Source organism: Microbacterium sp. 4R-513, assembly GCF_011046485.1.
Classification (GTDB): Bacteria; Actinomycetota; Actinomycetes; order Actinomycetales; family Microbacteriaceae; genus Microbacterium.
Genome location: NZ_CP049256.1, coordinates 1433294 through 1449602 on the forward strand (window position 1 = coordinate 1433294; position 16309 = coordinate 1449602).

The window sequence follows — 16309 nt, forward strand, 5'->3', positions numbered from 1 at the left end:
CTAGGACTGGGCGGCGCTGAATTCGCGCGCCCATTCCGAGGTCGCGAGCAGCCCGCCGAACGTGTAGAAGTGCAGTTTGACACTTCCCGCGGAGGGCTCCTGCGCCAGGAGGCTGGACAGGTCGGTGACGAACTGGTCGGGGCCGGCCGTGCCCAGGAGGTTCGTGAGAGAGAAGCCGTACTTCTTCACGATCATGGCGTTGGCGCCGACGCCGAAGCGGCGCGCGAAGCCGAGTAGTCGCTTGATGCCGGCCGGCCCAGGCGTGCCGATCCGGATCTCGCTGCCGATGCCGCGCTCGCGGACGCTCTTGATCCACTCGACGACGGGATCGGTGTCGAAGGCGAACTGCGTCAGGATGACGGCATCCAGCCCCTGCTCCTTCAGAGCGGCGGACTTGTCCTCGAGGTGGCGCCAGAGCACGTCGCTCTTGATGTCGGGGTGGCCCTCGGGGTAGCCCGCGATGCTCACCTCGCGCACGCCGTACTTCGAGAGAAGTCCTGACCGGATCACCGACAGCGAGTCCTCGTACGGGCCCTCGGGGGTGGTCGGGTCGCCGCCGACCGAGAAGACGTGCTCCGTCGCGCCGACCTCCTGCAGCCGGCCGAGGAACTCCTCGAGCTGGTCCTGGCTCGACAGGCGGCGTGCGGAGATGTGGGGGACGGGGACGAACCCGAGGTCTTTGACGGCCTTCGCCGCGGCGACCCGCATCTCGAGGTCCTCGTTGCCGAGGAACGTGACGTTGATCTTTGTGCCGAGCGGGATCGCGTGCTTGGCCTCTTCGAGGCCGGGGACGTCTTTGCCGGTCATCTCGAGCGAGAAGTCGCGGACCAGTTCGCGTGCCGCCTGCCGGTTCGGGGCGGGAGTCGTACGTGCCACTGATCGAGGTCCTTTCCTCTTGCGGGCGTCTCTGCACCGCGGGGTGAGTAAAACAATACCTATCGACATAGGTACTGGCAATAGTGATTCGGATAGGGTTCCCCGCCATCCTGCGCGCCCGCGCGCGCGTCGCGCAGGGGGCTTCCATTGGACGGATGCCGCGGCTACGGTCGCGTGCGGTTACCGGCAACGGGATGCCGGGGCCGTCGTGACGGCACCCGCTGGGTGCGACGCGCCGCAGTGGGTGGGGGCGGTTAGTCGCCGAGGTCGGCGGCGGTGCCGTCGCCCTGGGCGTCGCGGACCCGCTCGATCATCTGCCGCAGGAGTGCGTTGAGACGGTTCACGTCGGCGGGCTCGATGCCCTCGAGGATGATGTCCTGCCCGCTCACCGAGATGGGCAGCATCTCCTCGTGCATCTGGGCGCCGGCCTCGGTCAGATACATCGGGCGCGACCCGCGGGGCCCGTCGACGAGCACGATGAGCGTGCGCGCCACGAGGGTGTACACGCTCTTGGAGACGACCGCCTTGTTGACGCCGATGAACTCCGAGACCTCGGTCGCGGATGAGCCCGGGCGGATCGCGAGCGCCGAGATGACGCGCCAGTCGTTCGTGCCGAGCCCGAAGCGCCGACGCAGCTCGTGCGATTCTCGCCACACGAGGGCGTTGGAGAGGAGTGCCAAGAGGCGGGGGGTGAAGTTCTCGGGGTCGATGATGTGCGACAGAGGCTCCGTGACGAGATCGTCCAAGGCCCCGCGCACGCTGACCGGTGCATCACCGCTGGCCATAGCGCTCCTTCCGTGTCAACGAGTGTGACAGACAGAGCGGGATCCGACCGCCGATGACGGCCGGATCCCGCTGGGTCGGCCCCTAGTGGGCCATCTGGGCGAGGGCGGTGGGGTCGATGGTGGCGATGGCGCGGGTGTCTTGGAAGGCGCGGATGCCTTCGATGCCTTGTTCGCGGCCGATGCCGGATTGTTTCATGCCGCCGAAGGGGGCGCGCAGGTCGAGGCGGGTGGCGCCGTGGTCGTTGACCCAGACGTAGCCGCAGACCAGCTGCGACCCGACCCGGGTGGCGGATTCCGGCGACGCGGTCCAGACCGAGCCGCACAGGCCGCCCCAGGTGTCGTTCGCGAGCCGGACGGCGTCGTCTTCCGAATCGAAGGGGAGGATCGGGATGACCGGTCCGAACTGTTCCTGGGTGACGACCCGCAGGCCCGGGTCGGGGTCGACGATGATCGCGGGGCGCAGGAAGTTCCCGCCGGCGAGGTCGCCTTGGGGGAGGGTGCCGTATTCGCGGACGTCCGCGCCGGCATCCTTCGCTTCCTGGATGATGTCCTCGACGAACGCTTTCTGCGCGGCTTGGTGCAGCGGCCCCATCGTGGTCGCCTCGTCCAGCCCGTACCCGATCACCGCCTTCTCGAGCCGGGCGGCGAGCCCTTCGACGACCTCGTCGAGGCGGGAGCGGTGCACGAAGACGCGTTTGGCGTTCATGCAGATCTGCCCGGTGGTGTCGTAGATCGCCGCGTAGAGCCGGTCCAGGTGGGTGTCGTCCAGGATCGCGTCGTCCAGGATCACCGCGGCGTCGTTCCCGCCGAGCTCCAGGGTCACCCGGGTCAGGGTCTGCGACGCCATCTGCATGATCCGCTTGCCCCCGTTCACCGACCCGGTGAAGCACACCTTGTCGACATCGGTGATCAGCGCGGCCATGTTCTCGTCCCGGCCGGTCACGACGTTCAGCACCCCCGGCGGGAGCTTGGCGGCGACCCGCTGCACCACCCGGGTGGTCGCCAGCGGCGCCGACGGCGGCGGCTTGACGATCGCGGTGTTCCCCGCCAGCAGCGCATGCGGGAGGGCCGCGCCGAGGATCGCGATCGGCCAGTTGAACGGCACGATCACCGTGACCACCCCGAGCGGCTGATACGACACCTCGGTGGACACCGGGATCGCGCCGGGCACCACCGGCAGGGTGTGCCCGGTGTCGACCTGGTCGGCGAGCATCAGCGCCAGGTCCCACCGGATCTCGAACACCAGCGCATCCACCCAGGACTCGAACCGGATCTTCCCGTTCTCCTGCGACAAGATCGCCGCATCCGCGTCCCGCTCCTCCGCGATCCCCGCGATCGCGTCCGCCATCATCCCGGCCCGCTCCTGCGCCGACAACGCCGCCCACGCCGGGAACGCCGAGCGTGCCGCCGCCACCGCGTCCGACACATCACCCGGCGACGCCGACGCCGCCTCACCGACCACCACGCCCGGCTTACCCGGGTCCGCGATCCGCAGCACCTCCGGCGTGAACCGCTCCTCCCCACCGATGAACAACCCCGTCCGCACCCCCGAACCCACCGGCGAACCCACCACCGTGTCCGACCGGCCATCCGCGGCATTCGTGCTCACCACCGCGTTCTCCACATCAGTCATCTCGACCACCTCTCTGTGTGTCGTCATTGCGGACTCGGATGCAGTCGGGTCACTTTGCACTGATCCCTATCCGCCGAGATAAACAAGTTTAGGTACATTCCTGTTTACCTGTAAAGAAGATCGTGCTACGGTCGCTCGCATCGATCCGCAGAGCAGCGGAGACGACGGGAAACGAAAGCCGGCGGGACGCGCTGTGAAGCGTCGGAGCCGGCATCCGTGTCATTCAATGAGGAGGCATGAGATGAGTACGCAGACCCTCGACATCGGCGAGCGGCACAGCGTCGAAGAGCTCGAAGAGCTCGCCTACGAGCTGCGCTCGAAGCTGCTGCACCTGTGCGGCACCTACGAAGGCGCCGTGCACATCGGCGGAGACCTCTCGTGCGCAGACATCCTGACCGCGCTGTTCGAGTACGGCCTGCGGGTGGATCCGACCGACCTCGCAAATCCCGAGCGGGACCGGTTCGTGCTCTCGAAGGGGCACGCCGCGGTGTGCATGTACATCGCGATGGCGATCCGGGGGTTCTTCTCGTACGAGGGCATCGTCGACACGTACGGACAGCTCGACAGCGCGTACGGGATGCACCCGTGCAAGGTGCAGCTGCCGGGCGTCGAGTGCTCGACCGGCTCGCTCGGCCACGGGCTGCCGCTCGCGGTGGGCATGGCGCTGAGCGCTCGTCATCGCGGCGACGACCACCGCGTGGTCACTCTGCTGGGTGACGGAGAGACCGGCGAGGGCTCGGTGTGGGAGGCGGCGATGGCCGCGCGCAGCAACGAGCTGGGCAACCTGGTCGCCTTCATCGACCGCAACCGGCAGCTGATGACGAGCTTCGCGGAGGAGCGGGTGGTGTTCGAGCCGTATCCCGACAAATGGCGTGCGTTCGGGTGGAACGTCGTAGAGGTCGACGGGCACGACATGGGTCAGCTGGTCGCCGCGATCGACGGGCTCCCCGCGACGGACAGCAATCTGCCGACCGTCGTCATCTGCGACACGGTCAAGGGCAAAGGCGTCGACTTCATGGAGCACAACCTCGCCTGGCACGCCGGATCGCTGGGGGCCGCCGACCTGGAGCGCGCGATGGCCGCGCTCGACGCATCCCGGGCCGAGGCATCCCGTCCCGGTGCGGGCACGGAGAAGGAGAACGACTGATGCCTGTCACGTTCACGTTCGGAGAGATGCTGTCGGCGCGTTCCGTCATCGGAACGACGCTGGCCGAACTCGGCGACGAATACGACAACCTGTGGGTCATCACGCCGGACATCGGCGCGACCCTCGTCGAGTTCCGCGACAAGTTCCCGGAGCGCTTCCTCGACGTCGGGCTGGCGGAGCAGGTCTCGGTCGGGATCGCGGCGGGTCTCGCCTATGACGGCAACATCCCGGTGGTGTCGGGGATGCTTCCGTTCCTGAGCATGCGGGCGCTCGAGCAGGTGCGCACCGACGTCTGCTACCCCAACCTCCCCGTCAAGATCATCGGCACGCACGGCGGACTGGTCGGGAACGGCGGATCGACGCACTACGCCGTCGAAGACCTCGCTCTCATGTGCGCGCTGACGAACATGACCGTCACCTCTATCGGCGACCCGCTGATGGTGGGGGAGGTCATCCGGCAGTCCATGACGATGCAGGGGCCGATCTACATCCGACTCGCCGTGGGCAAGAAGGACAAGGTGCTCTACGAGCCCGGCCAGCACGACGTGCAGATCGGCAAGGGCATCGTCGCCCGCGAAGGCACCGACGTCACGATCTTCACGCACGGCACGACGGTGGCCCAGGCGATCGACGCGGCGGACGAGCTCGCGAAGGACGGCCGCTCCGTCCGCGTCGTGGACATGTTCACCCTTAAGCCCATCGACGAGGAGATCATCGTCCGGTCGGCGGCGGAGACGGGCGGGCGCTTCGTCGTGCTCGAGGACCATCTCGCCTACGGGGGACTGGCGACGCGGATCGCGGACGTCGTGGCCGATCGCGGTATCCGTCTGACGTCCTTCGAGCGGCTCGGCATCCCGCAGGTCTATGCGGGATTCGGCGACGACGAAGAGCTGCGCGACAAGCACGGCTACGGGCTGGCGGCGACCGTCGCGGCGCTCCGGCACGCCATCGCCACGCAGGTCTAGCCCCACGAACCCATCGCTCAACGGAGAGACGAATGAGAACGGTAGCCGTCACGAAGATCGGCAGTCTGCGCGACCCGGACGAGAGCACGCGCGGGCGGATCGCCGTCGTGGACTTCCCCGAGCAGCCGCTCGGCCCCGAGGACGTCCGCATCCGCGTCGCATACTCCGCGATCTGCGGATCCGACCCCCACCTCGCCGAGGGGTTCTTCGGCACCGAGGTGCCGATCGGGCTCGGGCACGAGCTCTCAGGGGTGATCGAGGCGCTGGGCGAGCGTGCCCATAAGAACGGACTGCAGGTGGGCGACCGGGTCGCGGGGAACTTCCTGCGGTTCTGCGGCACGTGCCGCCCGTGCCAGGAGGGCAAGCAGCAGTTCTGCGAGCACATCCAGGACTACAACCGACCCGGCATGGCCGAGACCGTCACGTGGCACGAGTCACAGGTCTACAAGCTGCCCGACGACGTCTCCCTCCTCGAGGGGTGCATCCTCGAGCCGACGTCGGTCGCCGTCCGCATCACCGACAAGACGGGCATCAAGGTCGGCGACCGGGTCGCGATCTGCGGTGGCGGCCCGATCGGCCAGCTCGCCCTGCAGGTGCTCAAGATGCACGGGGCAACCTCCCTCACCCTCATCGAGCCGATCGCCGAGCGCCGCGAGATGGCGCTGCGGCACGGCGCCGAGCACGTGATCGATCCCGTCGCCGAGAACCAGTACGAGCGCGCCGATGAGATCACGGCCGGCCGAGGCTACGACGTCGTCGTCGACGCGTCCGGCTCGCCGAGGGCGACGCGGGGGCTGCTCGACATCGCGGCCAAGGGCGCCACCGTCGTCTACGGGGCCATGTACCCGGCCGACTACGAGCTGCCGCTCAACCTCTCGGACTACCTGTACCTCAAGGAGCTGACGCTCACCGGCGTCTTCGTCTCTCCGTACGCCTTCCCCCGTGCGCTGCAGATCCTGCCGCACCTCGACGTGACCGAGCTCACCCAGGCCGTCTTCCCGCTCGAGCAGGCGACCGACGCCTTCGCCGCGCACCTCACGGGGGCGCATCCGAAGGTCGTCATCCGGTGCAACGACGTCGACGAGGAGGCGCTCGCATGACCACTGTGGAAGAGCCGCGCACCGCGGCCGCGCCGGCGCTCGAAGCCCGCGGGATCGTCAAGCGGTTCGACGGCGTGCATGCCCTCAACGGGGCGGAGCTCTCGGTCCGTCCGGGCGAGATCCACGCGCTCCTCGGCGAGAACGGGGCAGGCAAGTCGACGCTCATCAAGGTCCTCACCGGGATCTACGCCCCCGACGCCGGCACCCTCTGGCGCGACGGCGACGAGGTCGAGTTCGCGAACGTCCGGGTCGCGAACCGCGCCGGCATCGTCGCCCTGTATCAGGAGCTCTCGATCATCCCGTCGCTCAGCGTCGCGGAGAACATCCTGCTCGGCGACCAGACCCCGTCGACCGGCGGCATCGTGCGGTGGCGGGCGCTTCGACGCCGGGCGCGTGCGCAGCTCGAGAGGATCCACCAGAGGATCCCGCTGGGCAAGCTCGCGGGCGAGCTCTCGCCCGTGCAGCAGACGATGGTCGCCTTCGCCCGAGCCCTCGCGACGGACGCGCAGGTGCTGATCCTCGATGAGCCGACGGCGTCGCTGACCGACACCGAGATCCGGGAGCTGTTCGGGGTGCTCCGGAGGCTCCGCGACGAAGGCGTTGCGATCGTCTACGTCTCGCACCGGCTGGAGGAGGTCTTCGAGCTCTGCGACCGGCTCACCATCATGCGTAACGGCGAGACGATCGTGACCAAGGACGTCGCCGACTCGCACATCGATGAGGTCATCTCGAAGATGGTGGGCCGAGCTGCGGGAGACCTCTACCCGGAGCGAACCACGGCGACCACCGAGGTCGCACTCCGCGTCGAGGGCCTCGATGGCCGCCGGGTCAAGGACGTCTCGTTCGTGGCGTACCGGGGCGAGGTGCTGGGTATCGGGGGACTGGCGGGGGCGGGGCGCAGCGAGCTGCTGCGCATCCTCTCGGGAGCGCAGAAGCACACCGCCGGCACCATCACCGTCGGCGAGGTGCGGCTGCCGCACTCCCCGGGGGTGGGCCGGGCGCTGGATGCCGGGATCGCGCTGGTGCCCGAGGAGCGCCGCAGCCAAGGCGTCATCCTCGGCTCGACGATCCGCGACAACATCGCCCTCGCGAACATCCCCGCGGTGAGCTCGGCGGGACTCGTCTCGAACGCCCGCATCTCGGACATCGTCGACAAGGGGATGGCGGACCTCAAGATCAAGGCCCGCAGCTCCCGGCAGCACGTCGGCGAGCTGTCGGGCGGCAACCAGCAGAAGGTCGTGCTGGCGAAGATGCTGGCCCGCAACCCCCGCGTCCTCCTGATGGACGAGCCGACGCGGGGGATCGACGTGGGCACCAAGGCGGAGATCTACCGCCTGATCCGAGAGCTCGTCGCAGGGGGGACGACGGTCATCGCCGTCAGCTCCGAACTGCCGGAGCTCATCGGCATGAGCGACCGGATCCTCATCATGCACGAGGGCCGGATCGCGGGTTCGGTCAGGGCCGAGGGGGCGGACGAAGAGGTCCTCCTCGCCTATTGCTACGGAAAGGCAGACTCCCATGACGACGACGCGTAACCCCGGGCTGGAGGACACGACCGACACTCTGGCCGTCCCCCGGCGATCCGTGGGGCAGACCCTTCTGTCAGGAGGCACGGTCCTCGCGCTCATCGCGCTCGTCGTGTTCTTCTTCGTGATGCGTCCGGACGTGTTCCTCACGTTCACGAACGTGCGCAACATCCTCTACCAGGTGGCGATCCTGGCGATCATCGCCGGCGCGCAGACGATCGTCATGGTGGTCGGCGACTTCGACCTGTCGGTCGCGGCGACCTCGTCCCTCGCGGGGGCGGTCGCGGCATCCCTCATGCTCAACGGGATGCCGGTCGCACCGGCGATCCTCATCGCTCTCGTCGTCGGGCTCCTGATCGGACTCGTCAACGGCCTGCTCGTCGCCTATCTCAACCTGTCCGCGTTCGTGGCGACGCTCGCGACGCTGACCTCCGTGACGGGCCTGGCGTTCCTCGTCACCGACGGCACGACGCTGTTCAACCTGCCGCCGGAGTTCAACGCGCTCGGCCAGGGGCGCTTCCTCGAGATCCCGCTCCCGGTGTTCATCGCGATCGCGATCTCGGTGATCCTCTGGTTCGTCCTGAAGTACACGACGCTCGGTCGCCGGTGGTACGCGACGGGCGGCAACGTCGAGGTGTCGCGGCTCTCGGGCGTCAACGTCCGGCGCGCCCGGCTCCTCGCGTTCACGGTCGCCGGCCTCGTGTCGGCGGTCGGAGGCATCCTGCTCGCCGCCCGCCTCGGGAGCGCCAGTGCCGTCCAGGGAGAGGACAACCTGCTCTTCTCCGTCGCGGCCGTCTTCCTCGGCATGACGATCGTCCGGTCGGGTGCCGCGAACCTCGTCGGGACCATGGTCGGTGTCGCGATCATCGGCGTCATGAGCAACGGCCTCAACATCCTCGGCGTCAACGCCTACGTCCAGCAGGTCGTCACGGGCCTCATCATCATCGCGGCCGTGACCCTCTCGTCCTTCAAGCACAGGGAGCGGTAGCCCCGCTCTGCCTCCCCGAGCGACGACTCGCTCGGACATGCAAGTACCCGATCGCAATCAACAAAGGAGTGGATCGATGCGAAAGAAATTCAAGGCGGCCTTCGCGGTCGCGGCCGTGGCGGCACTGGCGCTGACGGGCTGTTCGACCGGCAGCGGCGGCAGCGGCGGCTCCGCCGGCGGAGGTGGGGAGGACGGGCCCTTCAAGGTCATCGCGTTCACGTCCGGCAACCAGACGCCGATCGGCGCCTGGTGGGTCAAGGCGGTGCAGGAGCAGGCCGACGAGCTCGGCTGGGACCTCACCATGATCCAGGGCGACTTCGACTTCCAGAAGATGAACCCCGCCGTCGAGAGCGCGATCGGCCAGGGCGCCGACGCCATCTTCGACGGGTACACCGACATCGCCTCGATCAGCTCGATCGTGACGGCGGCGAAGGATGCCGACATCCCGATCTTCGCGATGGATGCCGCGACCGAGCCGCAAGACGGCTTCGTCGTCAACATCACGACGGATCAGCAGGGCATCGTCGACCAGACCGTCGGCGCGCTCGACGAGGCGCTCGGCGGCCTCGACGGCAAGACCGTCATGGTCATCGGCCACGACCCGCACCCCGGCATCCGCCTGCGCGCCAGCCTCGCCGAGAAGGCACTCACCAAGGCCGGCGCGACCATCGCCGGCGGGGAGATCCAGAAGGTCACCTCGCCCGCGACCGGCCGGACCGAGGCTCTGGCCCTCGTCGCCGACTACCTCACCGCGCACCCGGGCGGCCTCGACGCCGTGTGGGTCGGCTGGGACGATGCGGCGCTGGGCGCTGCCCAGGCGGTCTCGGAGGCCGGTGCGGACGCACGGGTGACGGGCGTCGACGCCACGAGCGAGGCTCTCGCCGGCATCGAGGCCGGGGGTCCGTTCCTCGCGACGATCGAGCAGCCGTGGCCCTCGATCCTCGACTCGGTCATCGAGGACATGAAGGCCTACCAGAAGGACGGGACGAAGCCGTCGGAGAACTTCGAGGCCGTGAAGACGACGCTCGTCGACAAGAGCAACGCCGCCGACATCACGCCCTCGGACAAGCTCGGCTGACTCTTCCGAACGGCGGCGGGGCGGGGGTGACCCCCGCTCCTGCCGCCGACCCATCCGCGATCGACACAGATTTGGAGACATGAGCACATGCGTTTGACAGGCAAGGTCGCACTCATCACCGGGGGCGCGAGCGGTATCGGACTCGCGACCGTCGAGAAGTTCATCAGCGAGGGTGCGAAGGTCGCGGTCGCCGACATCAACGCCGACCGCGCCCAGGAGGTCGTCGACGGCCTCGAACCGGGGACCGCGGTCGCGGTCGGCGTCGACGTCTCGGTGTACGCCGAGGTCGAGGCCGCCGTCCAGACGGCCGTCGACGCATTCGGCAAGCTCGACGTCATCTTCAACAACGCCGGCATCGCCGGAGGCAAGCCGCTGCTCGAACACGACCCCGAGGTGGATTATGCGCCGATGATCCGCGTCGACCAGGACGGCGTCTACTACGGGATCCTCGCGGCCGGTCGGCAGTTCCGGAAGCAGGGGACACCGGGCGTGATCATCAGCACCTCGTCGATCTACGGCGAGCAGGCCGCGGAGCTCTCGTTCACCTACAGCGCCGCGAAGGCCGCCGTCATCTCGTTCACGCGCTCGGCAGCCTACGAGCTCGCCCAGTACGGCATCCGTGCCGTGGCGATCACGCCAGGCCGTGTCGGCACGGCGATCATCAACCAGTTCAGCGACGAGCTCAAGGCGACCTTCGCCTCCGAGCAGCTGCGCAACAAGATGACGCAGCCGCACGAGATCGCCGACGTCGTCGCCTTCCTCGCGTCGGATGAGGCCAACGTCATCAACGGCACGGTCGTGCACGTCGACGACGGCTACTCGGTGTTCAAGCAGCGGCTCGACCTTCCGGTCTTCTGATCGAGCGGACGACGGCGTGAACCTCGATCTGGACCTCGATCTCGATGTCGCCTATCACCTCAGCATCGCGCTGGCCGATCCGACCCCTGACCGGATCCGGCCCCTGCTCGCAGGGCTCCGCGCGGAAGGCTACCGTCGGGCGGTGCTTCCGCCCCTGGATCCGGGACGGACGGATGCCGCGGCTCTCCGCCGGACGTACGACGAGGCGGGGATCTCTCCCATCGCCATGACAGGGCAGGGTCCGGGGGCCGACGTGTCGTCGGAGGACGACGACGAGCGCCGCGCGGGAGCGGCGGCGCTCCGTGCGGCCGTGGACTTCGCGGCGGCGCTCGGCAGCGACCAGCTCAACGGCGTGCCGTACGGGCTGTTCGGCCCGCCGGGCGGCCCGACGTCGCGCTCCGCCTTCGAGCGCGCGGCGCGCGAGGTCGGCGCGGTGGCCGACTACGCCGCCGATCACGGCGTGCGGATGACCTTCGAGGTGCTCAACCGGTACGAGACGTCGGCGATCAACACGGCGGCGCAGGCCGCCGAGTTCGTCGATGCGAGCGGCTCGGACAATCTCGGCATCCACCTCGACACTTTCCACATGGCGATCGAGGAAGCCGACATGTCCGCCGCGATCCGGTCCGTGATCCCGAGGCTCGCCTACCTCGAACTCGGCCAGTCGAGCCGCGGTCTTCTCTCCACGGGCGTCGTGGACGTGTCGTCCGTCGTCCGGCAGGCGCTCGACGACGGCTACACCGGGCGGTGGGGGGTGGAAGCCTTCTCGCGGCCGCTCGTCGGCGAGGGAGCGGCCGACATGCTCGCCATCTGGCGGGCGCCGTTCGATGATGGACTTGAGCTCGCCTCCGACGCGATCCGAGTCATCCGCAAGGGGTGGGCCGACAGCTCACCCGGCAGGCGAGCACACCGGCTCGCGCACAGCGCGGGCTGACCCCGTACCCGACGGAAGGAACGACGATGTCCACCACCATCGAGACCACTGGATCCCTCATCGACGAGGCCGTGTTCCGGGGCCGGATCTTCATCGACGGCGAGTGGGTCGCCGCGGGCGGCGGTGAGATCGCCTCCATCGCGCCGGCGACGGGCGAGACGATCGCCACCGTCGGCATCGCGTCGCCCGACGATGTCGCGCGCGCCGCGGCGAGGGCCGCGAAGGCGCAGAAGGCCTGGGCGGCGACGCCGCATCCCGCACGGGCGGCTGTGCTCCGACGGGCCGCGCAGCTCTGGGAAGAGCACGCGGAAGAGATCATGGGCTGGAACATCCGTGAGGTCGGGGCGATTCCGCCCCTCGCGGGCTTCGCGCTGCACGTGACGGCGGCCGAGTGCTACGAGGCTGCGGCCCTCCCGTCGGCTCCGCTCGGCTCCATCCTCTCGAGCGAGGAGCCGCGACTGTCGCTGGCCCAGCAGGTGCCCGTGGGCGTCGTCGGCGTGATCTCGCCGTTCAACGTCCCGCTCATCCTCGGCATCCGGGCCGTGGCCCCGGCGCTCGCGCTGGGCAACGCGGTCCTGCTCAAGCCCGACCCGCGGACCGTCGTCACCGGCGGAGTGTCGATGGTGCGCATCTTCGAGGAGGCGGGACTGCCCGCCGGCCTCCTGCAGCTCCTTCCGGGCGGCGCCGAGGTCGGCGAGGCCATGGTCGCCGATCCGAACGTGCGCGTGATCGCCTTCACTGGCTCGACCCGGGCCGGCCGGATCGTCGGCGAACTGGCGGGGCGCCACTTGACGCGGGCGCATCTGGAGCTCGGGGGCAATTCGGCCTTCATCATCCGCGACGACGCCGACGTGGATCAGGCCGTCAATCTCGCGACGTGGGGGTCGTACCTCCACCAGGGCCAGATCTGCATGACCGTGGGCAGGCACATCGTGCACGAGTCGCTCTTCGACGAGTACGTCGCCAAACTGAGCGCCAAGGCCGACTCGATGGTCGTCGGCGACCCGGCCGCGGGCCAGGTGCACCTGGGACCCCTCATCGATGAGGTGCAGCGCGACCGCGTGCACACGCTCGTGCAGGATGCCGTGGCCCAGGGCGCCGAGCTCCGAGCAGGCGGCTCCTACGACGGCCTCTTCTACCGTCCGACGGTCCTCGTCAACACCCCGGCGGATGCCGCGGCGTACCACGACGAGGTCTTCGGGCCCGTGGCATCCGTCGTCTCCTACTCGACGGATGACGAGGCCGTCGAACTCGCCGCGGCCACCGAGTACGGGCTCGCACTCGGCATCGTGAGCCGCGATGTCATGGCTGCGCTCGCCATGGCGCAGCGGATCCCGACGGGCATCGTCCACATCAACGACCAGACGGTCAACGACGAGGCCAACAGCCCGTTCGGCGGGGTCGGCGCCTCGGGGACCGGCTCGCGGCACGGCGGGGCGCAGGCGAACATCGACGCCTTCACCGAGACCCGCTGGATCACTCTCCGCCGCGAACCCGGCCAGTACCCGCTCTGACTCCCGACCGCGCGAGGGGTCGCACGGATATTCAATCAATTCGTGTCGATCGTCAAGAAAGCATTGACATTCGGGTGCTGTGCGGCGCACCATGAGAGCGTCACCACGACGGCGTGCTGGCGCTCCGCAACGCGTCGACAGCCGCCGTCGAGGTTCCTGCCCATACCCGTATGAGAGGCCTCCTCGATGAAGAAGAGACTTGCCGGCTTCGGCATCCTCGCCGCCGCAGCCCTCGCCCTCGCAGGCTGCACCGATTCCGCCGCCCAGCCCAGCAGCGCACCCACCGACGACGCGTCGGGGGGCGAGATGACCAACGTCCGTGTCGCCGCCCTGCCCATCGCCGAGACCGGGGCCCTCTGGGCCGCGATCGACGAGGGGATCTTCGAAGACCACGGCCTCGACATCGAAGTCGTTCCCGCCCAGGGCGGGGCCAACGCCATCCCTGCCCTGCTGAGCGGTGACATCCAGTTCGCGATCGGACAGCCGTTCGGACCGATCCGTGCCGATCTGCAGGACCTCGGCGTGACCATCATCGGGGACTACGCCAACAGCCTCCCCGACGGCACCGACGTGAACGCCGTCGTGGCGCTGGGCGACTCGGGCATCACGCGGCCGGCGGATCTTGCGGGCAAGACCGTCTCGGTCAACACGATCGGCGCAGCCGGCGACCTGACGATCCGCAAAGCCGTCCAGGACGACGGCGGCGACCCCTCCGCCGTGCAGTTCGTCGAGGTGGCGTTCCCCGACGTCCCCGCGCAGCTCGAAGCCGGCACGATGGACGCGGCCTGGGCTCCGGACCCGTTCCGCGCCATGATCCTCGGCCAGGGCGGCGTCTCGGTCGTGCAGCCCTACCAGGCGACCATCCCCGGCCTCACGGTCCTCACCAACATCACGACGCAGAAGCTCCTCGACGAGAACCCCGACCTCGTCGAGTCGTACTCCGCCGCGATGTCGGAGGCGCTCGACTGGGCCTCCTCGAACGAGGACGCCGTGCGCGCCGCGATCGCCAAGAACCTCAAGATCCCCGACGAGGCCGCGGCGGGCATCACGCTGCCCACCTTCACGTGGGACCTCTCTGACTCCGGCATCGAGGACCTCGGGGCTCTCGCGCTCGAGTTCGGGTACATCGACAACGAGCCCGACTACAGCCGCCTGATCCAGCAGCAGTAGCCGAGCCGCCGGGGGGCGGGATGCCTCGGCCCGAGGCATCCCACCCCCCTATCCCACACACTCCGCCGTCGATCGGACCCTCCATGGCCACCGCCACCCTCGGCGCCGCGCCGCCTCGCGCGCGGTCGCCGCGCCGCCGCCGGACGCTGCGAAAGCTCGGGCTGGGTCTCGCAGGCATCCTGGGATTCCTCGTGACCTGGCAGCTGCTGCCCACCCTCGGAGTCGTCGATCCGCGCTTCTTCCCAACGGCCACCGAGACTCTCGCCGCGCTCGGGCAGCAGATGCGCGACCTCGAGTTCTGGCGCAACGTGGGCCGCACGCTGACCGCGTGGGGCATCGGGCTCGTCATCGCGACGGTCCTCGCGACGGTGCTCGGGACGATCATCGGCCTCGTGCCGTTCCTCCGCCGGGCGACCCATACGACGGTCGAGTTCCTGCGTCCCATCCCGTCGGTCGCGCTCATCCCGCTCGCCGTGCTCATGTACGGCTATCAGCTCCAGGCGGCGCTCGTGATCATCGTCTTCGCGAGCTTCTGGCAGGTGTTCATCCAGGTGCTCTACGGAGTCGCCGATGTCGACTCCGTCGCCCGCGACACCGCCCGCAGCTTCGGGCTCTCGCGGGGTGAGCAGATCGTGCACCTCGTGTTCCCGACGGCCCTGCCGTACCTCATGACCGGGCTGCGGCTCGCGGCGGCGGTCGCCCTGATCCTGGCGATCACGGCGGAGATGTTCATCGGCAACCCGGGCCTCGGGCGCGAGATCGTCTTCGCGCAATCGGCCGGCAACTACCCGACCGTCTACGCACTCGTCATCGTGACCGGTGTCCTCGGCCTGCTCATCAACCTCGTCTTCCGCGCGATCGAGCGGCGCTCGCTGTCGTGGCACCAGTCCATCCGAGGGGAGGAGGTCCTGTGACCCTCTACACGAGCACCGTCGTCACGCCGCGCCGCCCGTCGCGCGTGTGGGCGAAGATCGGCGAGAACACCGCGTACGCGCTCGGGCTGCCGCTCATCCTGGTCGTGATCTGGGGGATCTGGGCGACGCTCGCCCCCGCTCAGTTCTTCCCGTCGCCGGCCGAGCTCCTCCAGGCCTTCGTCGACACCTGGATCGGACCGGCCTTCTTCACCGACGTGCTGCCGAGCCTCGCGCGGCTGGGGATCGGCATCCTCCTCTCCATCGCGATCGGGATCGGGGCGGGCATGCTCATCGGACTGAACCGGTGGTTGCGCGAACTCCTCGAGCCCATGCTCGAGTTCTTCCGCGCCGTCCCGCCGCCGGTTCTCCTGCCGATCTTCGTCATCCTGATGGGCCCGACCGACGCCATGAAGATCGTCGTGATCGTCGTGGGATCCGTTTGGCCGATCCTGTTGAACACCATCGAGGGCGTGCGCTCGACGGATTCGGTCATGACCGAGACCGCGCGCTCCTTCGCGCTGACGGGCGGCGAGCGCCTGCGGTTCCTCGTCCTTCCCGCCGCCAGCCCGCGCATCATGGCCGGCGTCCGGCAGTCGCTGTCGATCGCCCTCATCCTGATGGTGATCTCCGAGCTCGGCTACTCTTCGTCGGGACTCGGCTTCCAGATCGTCTACTTCCAGCGCAACTACCTCATCGCCGAGATGTGGAGCGGCATCCTGCTGCTCGGGCTCATCGGCGTGCTGCTCGCGACGATCTTCGGCTTCGTCGAGAGACGAGTCCTGCGCTGGTACCACGGAATCAAGGAGGTGGAGCGTGCCTGA

At 68.9% G+C, this 16309-nt stretch carries 15 protein-coding genes; 12 read left to right on the forward strand and 3 right to left on the reverse strand.

Annotation, left to right across the window (positions count from 1 at the left end; translation table 11 throughout):
- From G5T42_RS06250 to G5T42_RS06260, 3 genes are all read right to left on the reverse strand, one after another.
- Positions 1 to 807 (reverse strand): methylenetetrahydrofolate reductase, encoded by an 807-nt coding sequence (locus G5T42_RS06250; RefSeq protein ID WP_241246055.1) that lies wholly within the window; start codon positions 805 to 807, stop codon positions 1 to 3.
- A gap of 323 nt (positions 808 to 1130) precedes the next feature.
- Positions 1131 to 1661 carry a MarR family winged helix-turn-helix transcriptional regulator gene (locus tag G5T42_RS06255; protein ID WP_165126889.1) on the reverse strand — a complete coding sequence of 177 codons (531 nt, stop codon included), beginning with the start codon at positions 1659 to 1661 and terminating at the stop codon, positions 1131 to 1133.
- An 82-nt stretch (positions 1662 to 1743) separates the two neighbouring features.
- The gene (locus tag G5T42_RS06260; RefSeq protein WP_165126891.1) at positions 1744 to 3294 is read right to left on the reverse strand and encodes an aldehyde dehydrogenase family protein; all 1551 of its coding nucleotides are present in this window, start codon (positions 3292 to 3294) and stop codon (positions 1744 to 1746) included.
- 241 nt (positions 3295 to 3535) lie between these two features.
- Here G5T42_RS06260 and G5T42_RS06265 point away from each other — a divergent pair, with 241 nt between their 5' ends.
- From G5T42_RS06265 to G5T42_RS06320, 12 genes are all read left to right on the forward strand, one after another.
- Positions 3536 to 4441, forward strand: a complete 906-nt coding sequence (locus G5T42_RS06265; protein WP_165126893.1) for a transketolase — start codon at positions 3536 to 3538, stop codon at positions 4439 to 4441.
- Complete coding sequence (locus tag G5T42_RS06270; RefSeq protein WP_165126895.1) at positions 4441 to 5406, forward strand: transketolase C-terminal domain-containing protein; 966 nt, start codon at positions 4441 to 4443, stop codon at positions 5404 to 5406. Before G5T42_RS06265 ends, G5T42_RS06270 begins: the two co-directional genes overlap by 1 nt.
- Positions 5407 to 5438: 32 nt before the next feature.
- Positions 5439 to 6506, forward strand: a complete 1068-nt coding sequence (locus tag G5T42_RS06275) for an alcohol dehydrogenase catalytic domain-containing protein (RefSeq protein WP_165126897.1) — start codon at positions 5439 to 5441, stop codon at positions 6504 to 6506.
- Positions 6503 to 8041 (forward strand): sugar ABC transporter ATP-binding protein, encoded by a 1539-nt coding sequence (locus G5T42_RS06280; protein WP_165126899.1) that lies wholly within the window; start codon positions 6503 to 6505, stop codon positions 8039 to 8041. The genes G5T42_RS06275 and G5T42_RS06280 overlap by 4 nt, the downstream gene beginning before the upstream one ends.
- Complete coding sequence (locus G5T42_RS06285; protein ID WP_165126901.1) at positions 8025 to 9020, forward strand: ABC transporter permease; 996 nt, start codon at positions 8025 to 8027, stop codon at positions 9018 to 9020. The genes G5T42_RS06280 and G5T42_RS06285 overlap by 17 nt, the downstream gene beginning before the upstream one ends.
- Positions 9021 to 9096: 76 nt before the next feature.
- Complete coding sequence (locus G5T42_RS06290) at positions 9097 to 10098, forward strand: sugar ABC transporter substrate-binding protein (RefSeq protein ID WP_165126903.1); 1002 nt, start codon at positions 9097 to 9099, stop codon at positions 10096 to 10098.
- Positions 10099 to 10185: 87 nt separating this feature from the next.
- The gene (locus G5T42_RS06295; protein WP_165126905.1) at positions 10186 to 10956 is read left to right on the forward strand and encodes an SDR family oxidoreductase; all 771 of its coding nucleotides are present in this window, start codon (positions 10186 to 10188) and stop codon (positions 10954 to 10956) included.
- Between the two features lie 16 nt (positions 10957 to 10972).
- The gene (locus tag G5T42_RS06300; protein ID WP_165126907.1) at positions 10973 to 11890 is read left to right on the forward strand and encodes a sugar phosphate isomerase/epimerase family protein; all 918 of its coding nucleotides are present in this window, start codon (positions 10973 to 10975) and stop codon (positions 11888 to 11890) included.
- A 26-nt stretch (positions 11891 to 11916) separates the two neighbouring features.
- Positions 11917 to 13404: an aldehyde dehydrogenase family protein gene (locus G5T42_RS06305; RefSeq protein WP_165126909.1), complete on the forward strand. Its 1488-nt coding sequence runs from the start codon at positions 11917 to 11919 to the stop codon at positions 13402 to 13404.
- Positions 13405 to 13590: 186 nt separating this feature from the next.
- Complete coding sequence (locus tag G5T42_RS06310; protein ID WP_165126911.1) at positions 13591 to 14574, forward strand: ABC transporter substrate-binding protein; 984 nt, start codon at positions 13591 to 13593, stop codon at positions 14572 to 14574.
- 83 nt (positions 14575 to 14657) lie between these two features.
- Positions 14658 to 15488, forward strand: a complete 831-nt coding sequence (locus tag G5T42_RS06315; RefSeq protein WP_165126913.1) for an ABC transporter permease — start codon at positions 14658 to 14660, stop codon at positions 15486 to 15488.
- Complete coding sequence (locus G5T42_RS06320; protein ID WP_165126915.1) at positions 15485 to 16309, forward strand: ABC transporter permease; 825 nt, start codon at positions 15485 to 15487, stop codon at positions 16307 to 16309. The genes G5T42_RS06315 and G5T42_RS06320 overlap by 4 nt, the downstream gene beginning before the upstream one ends.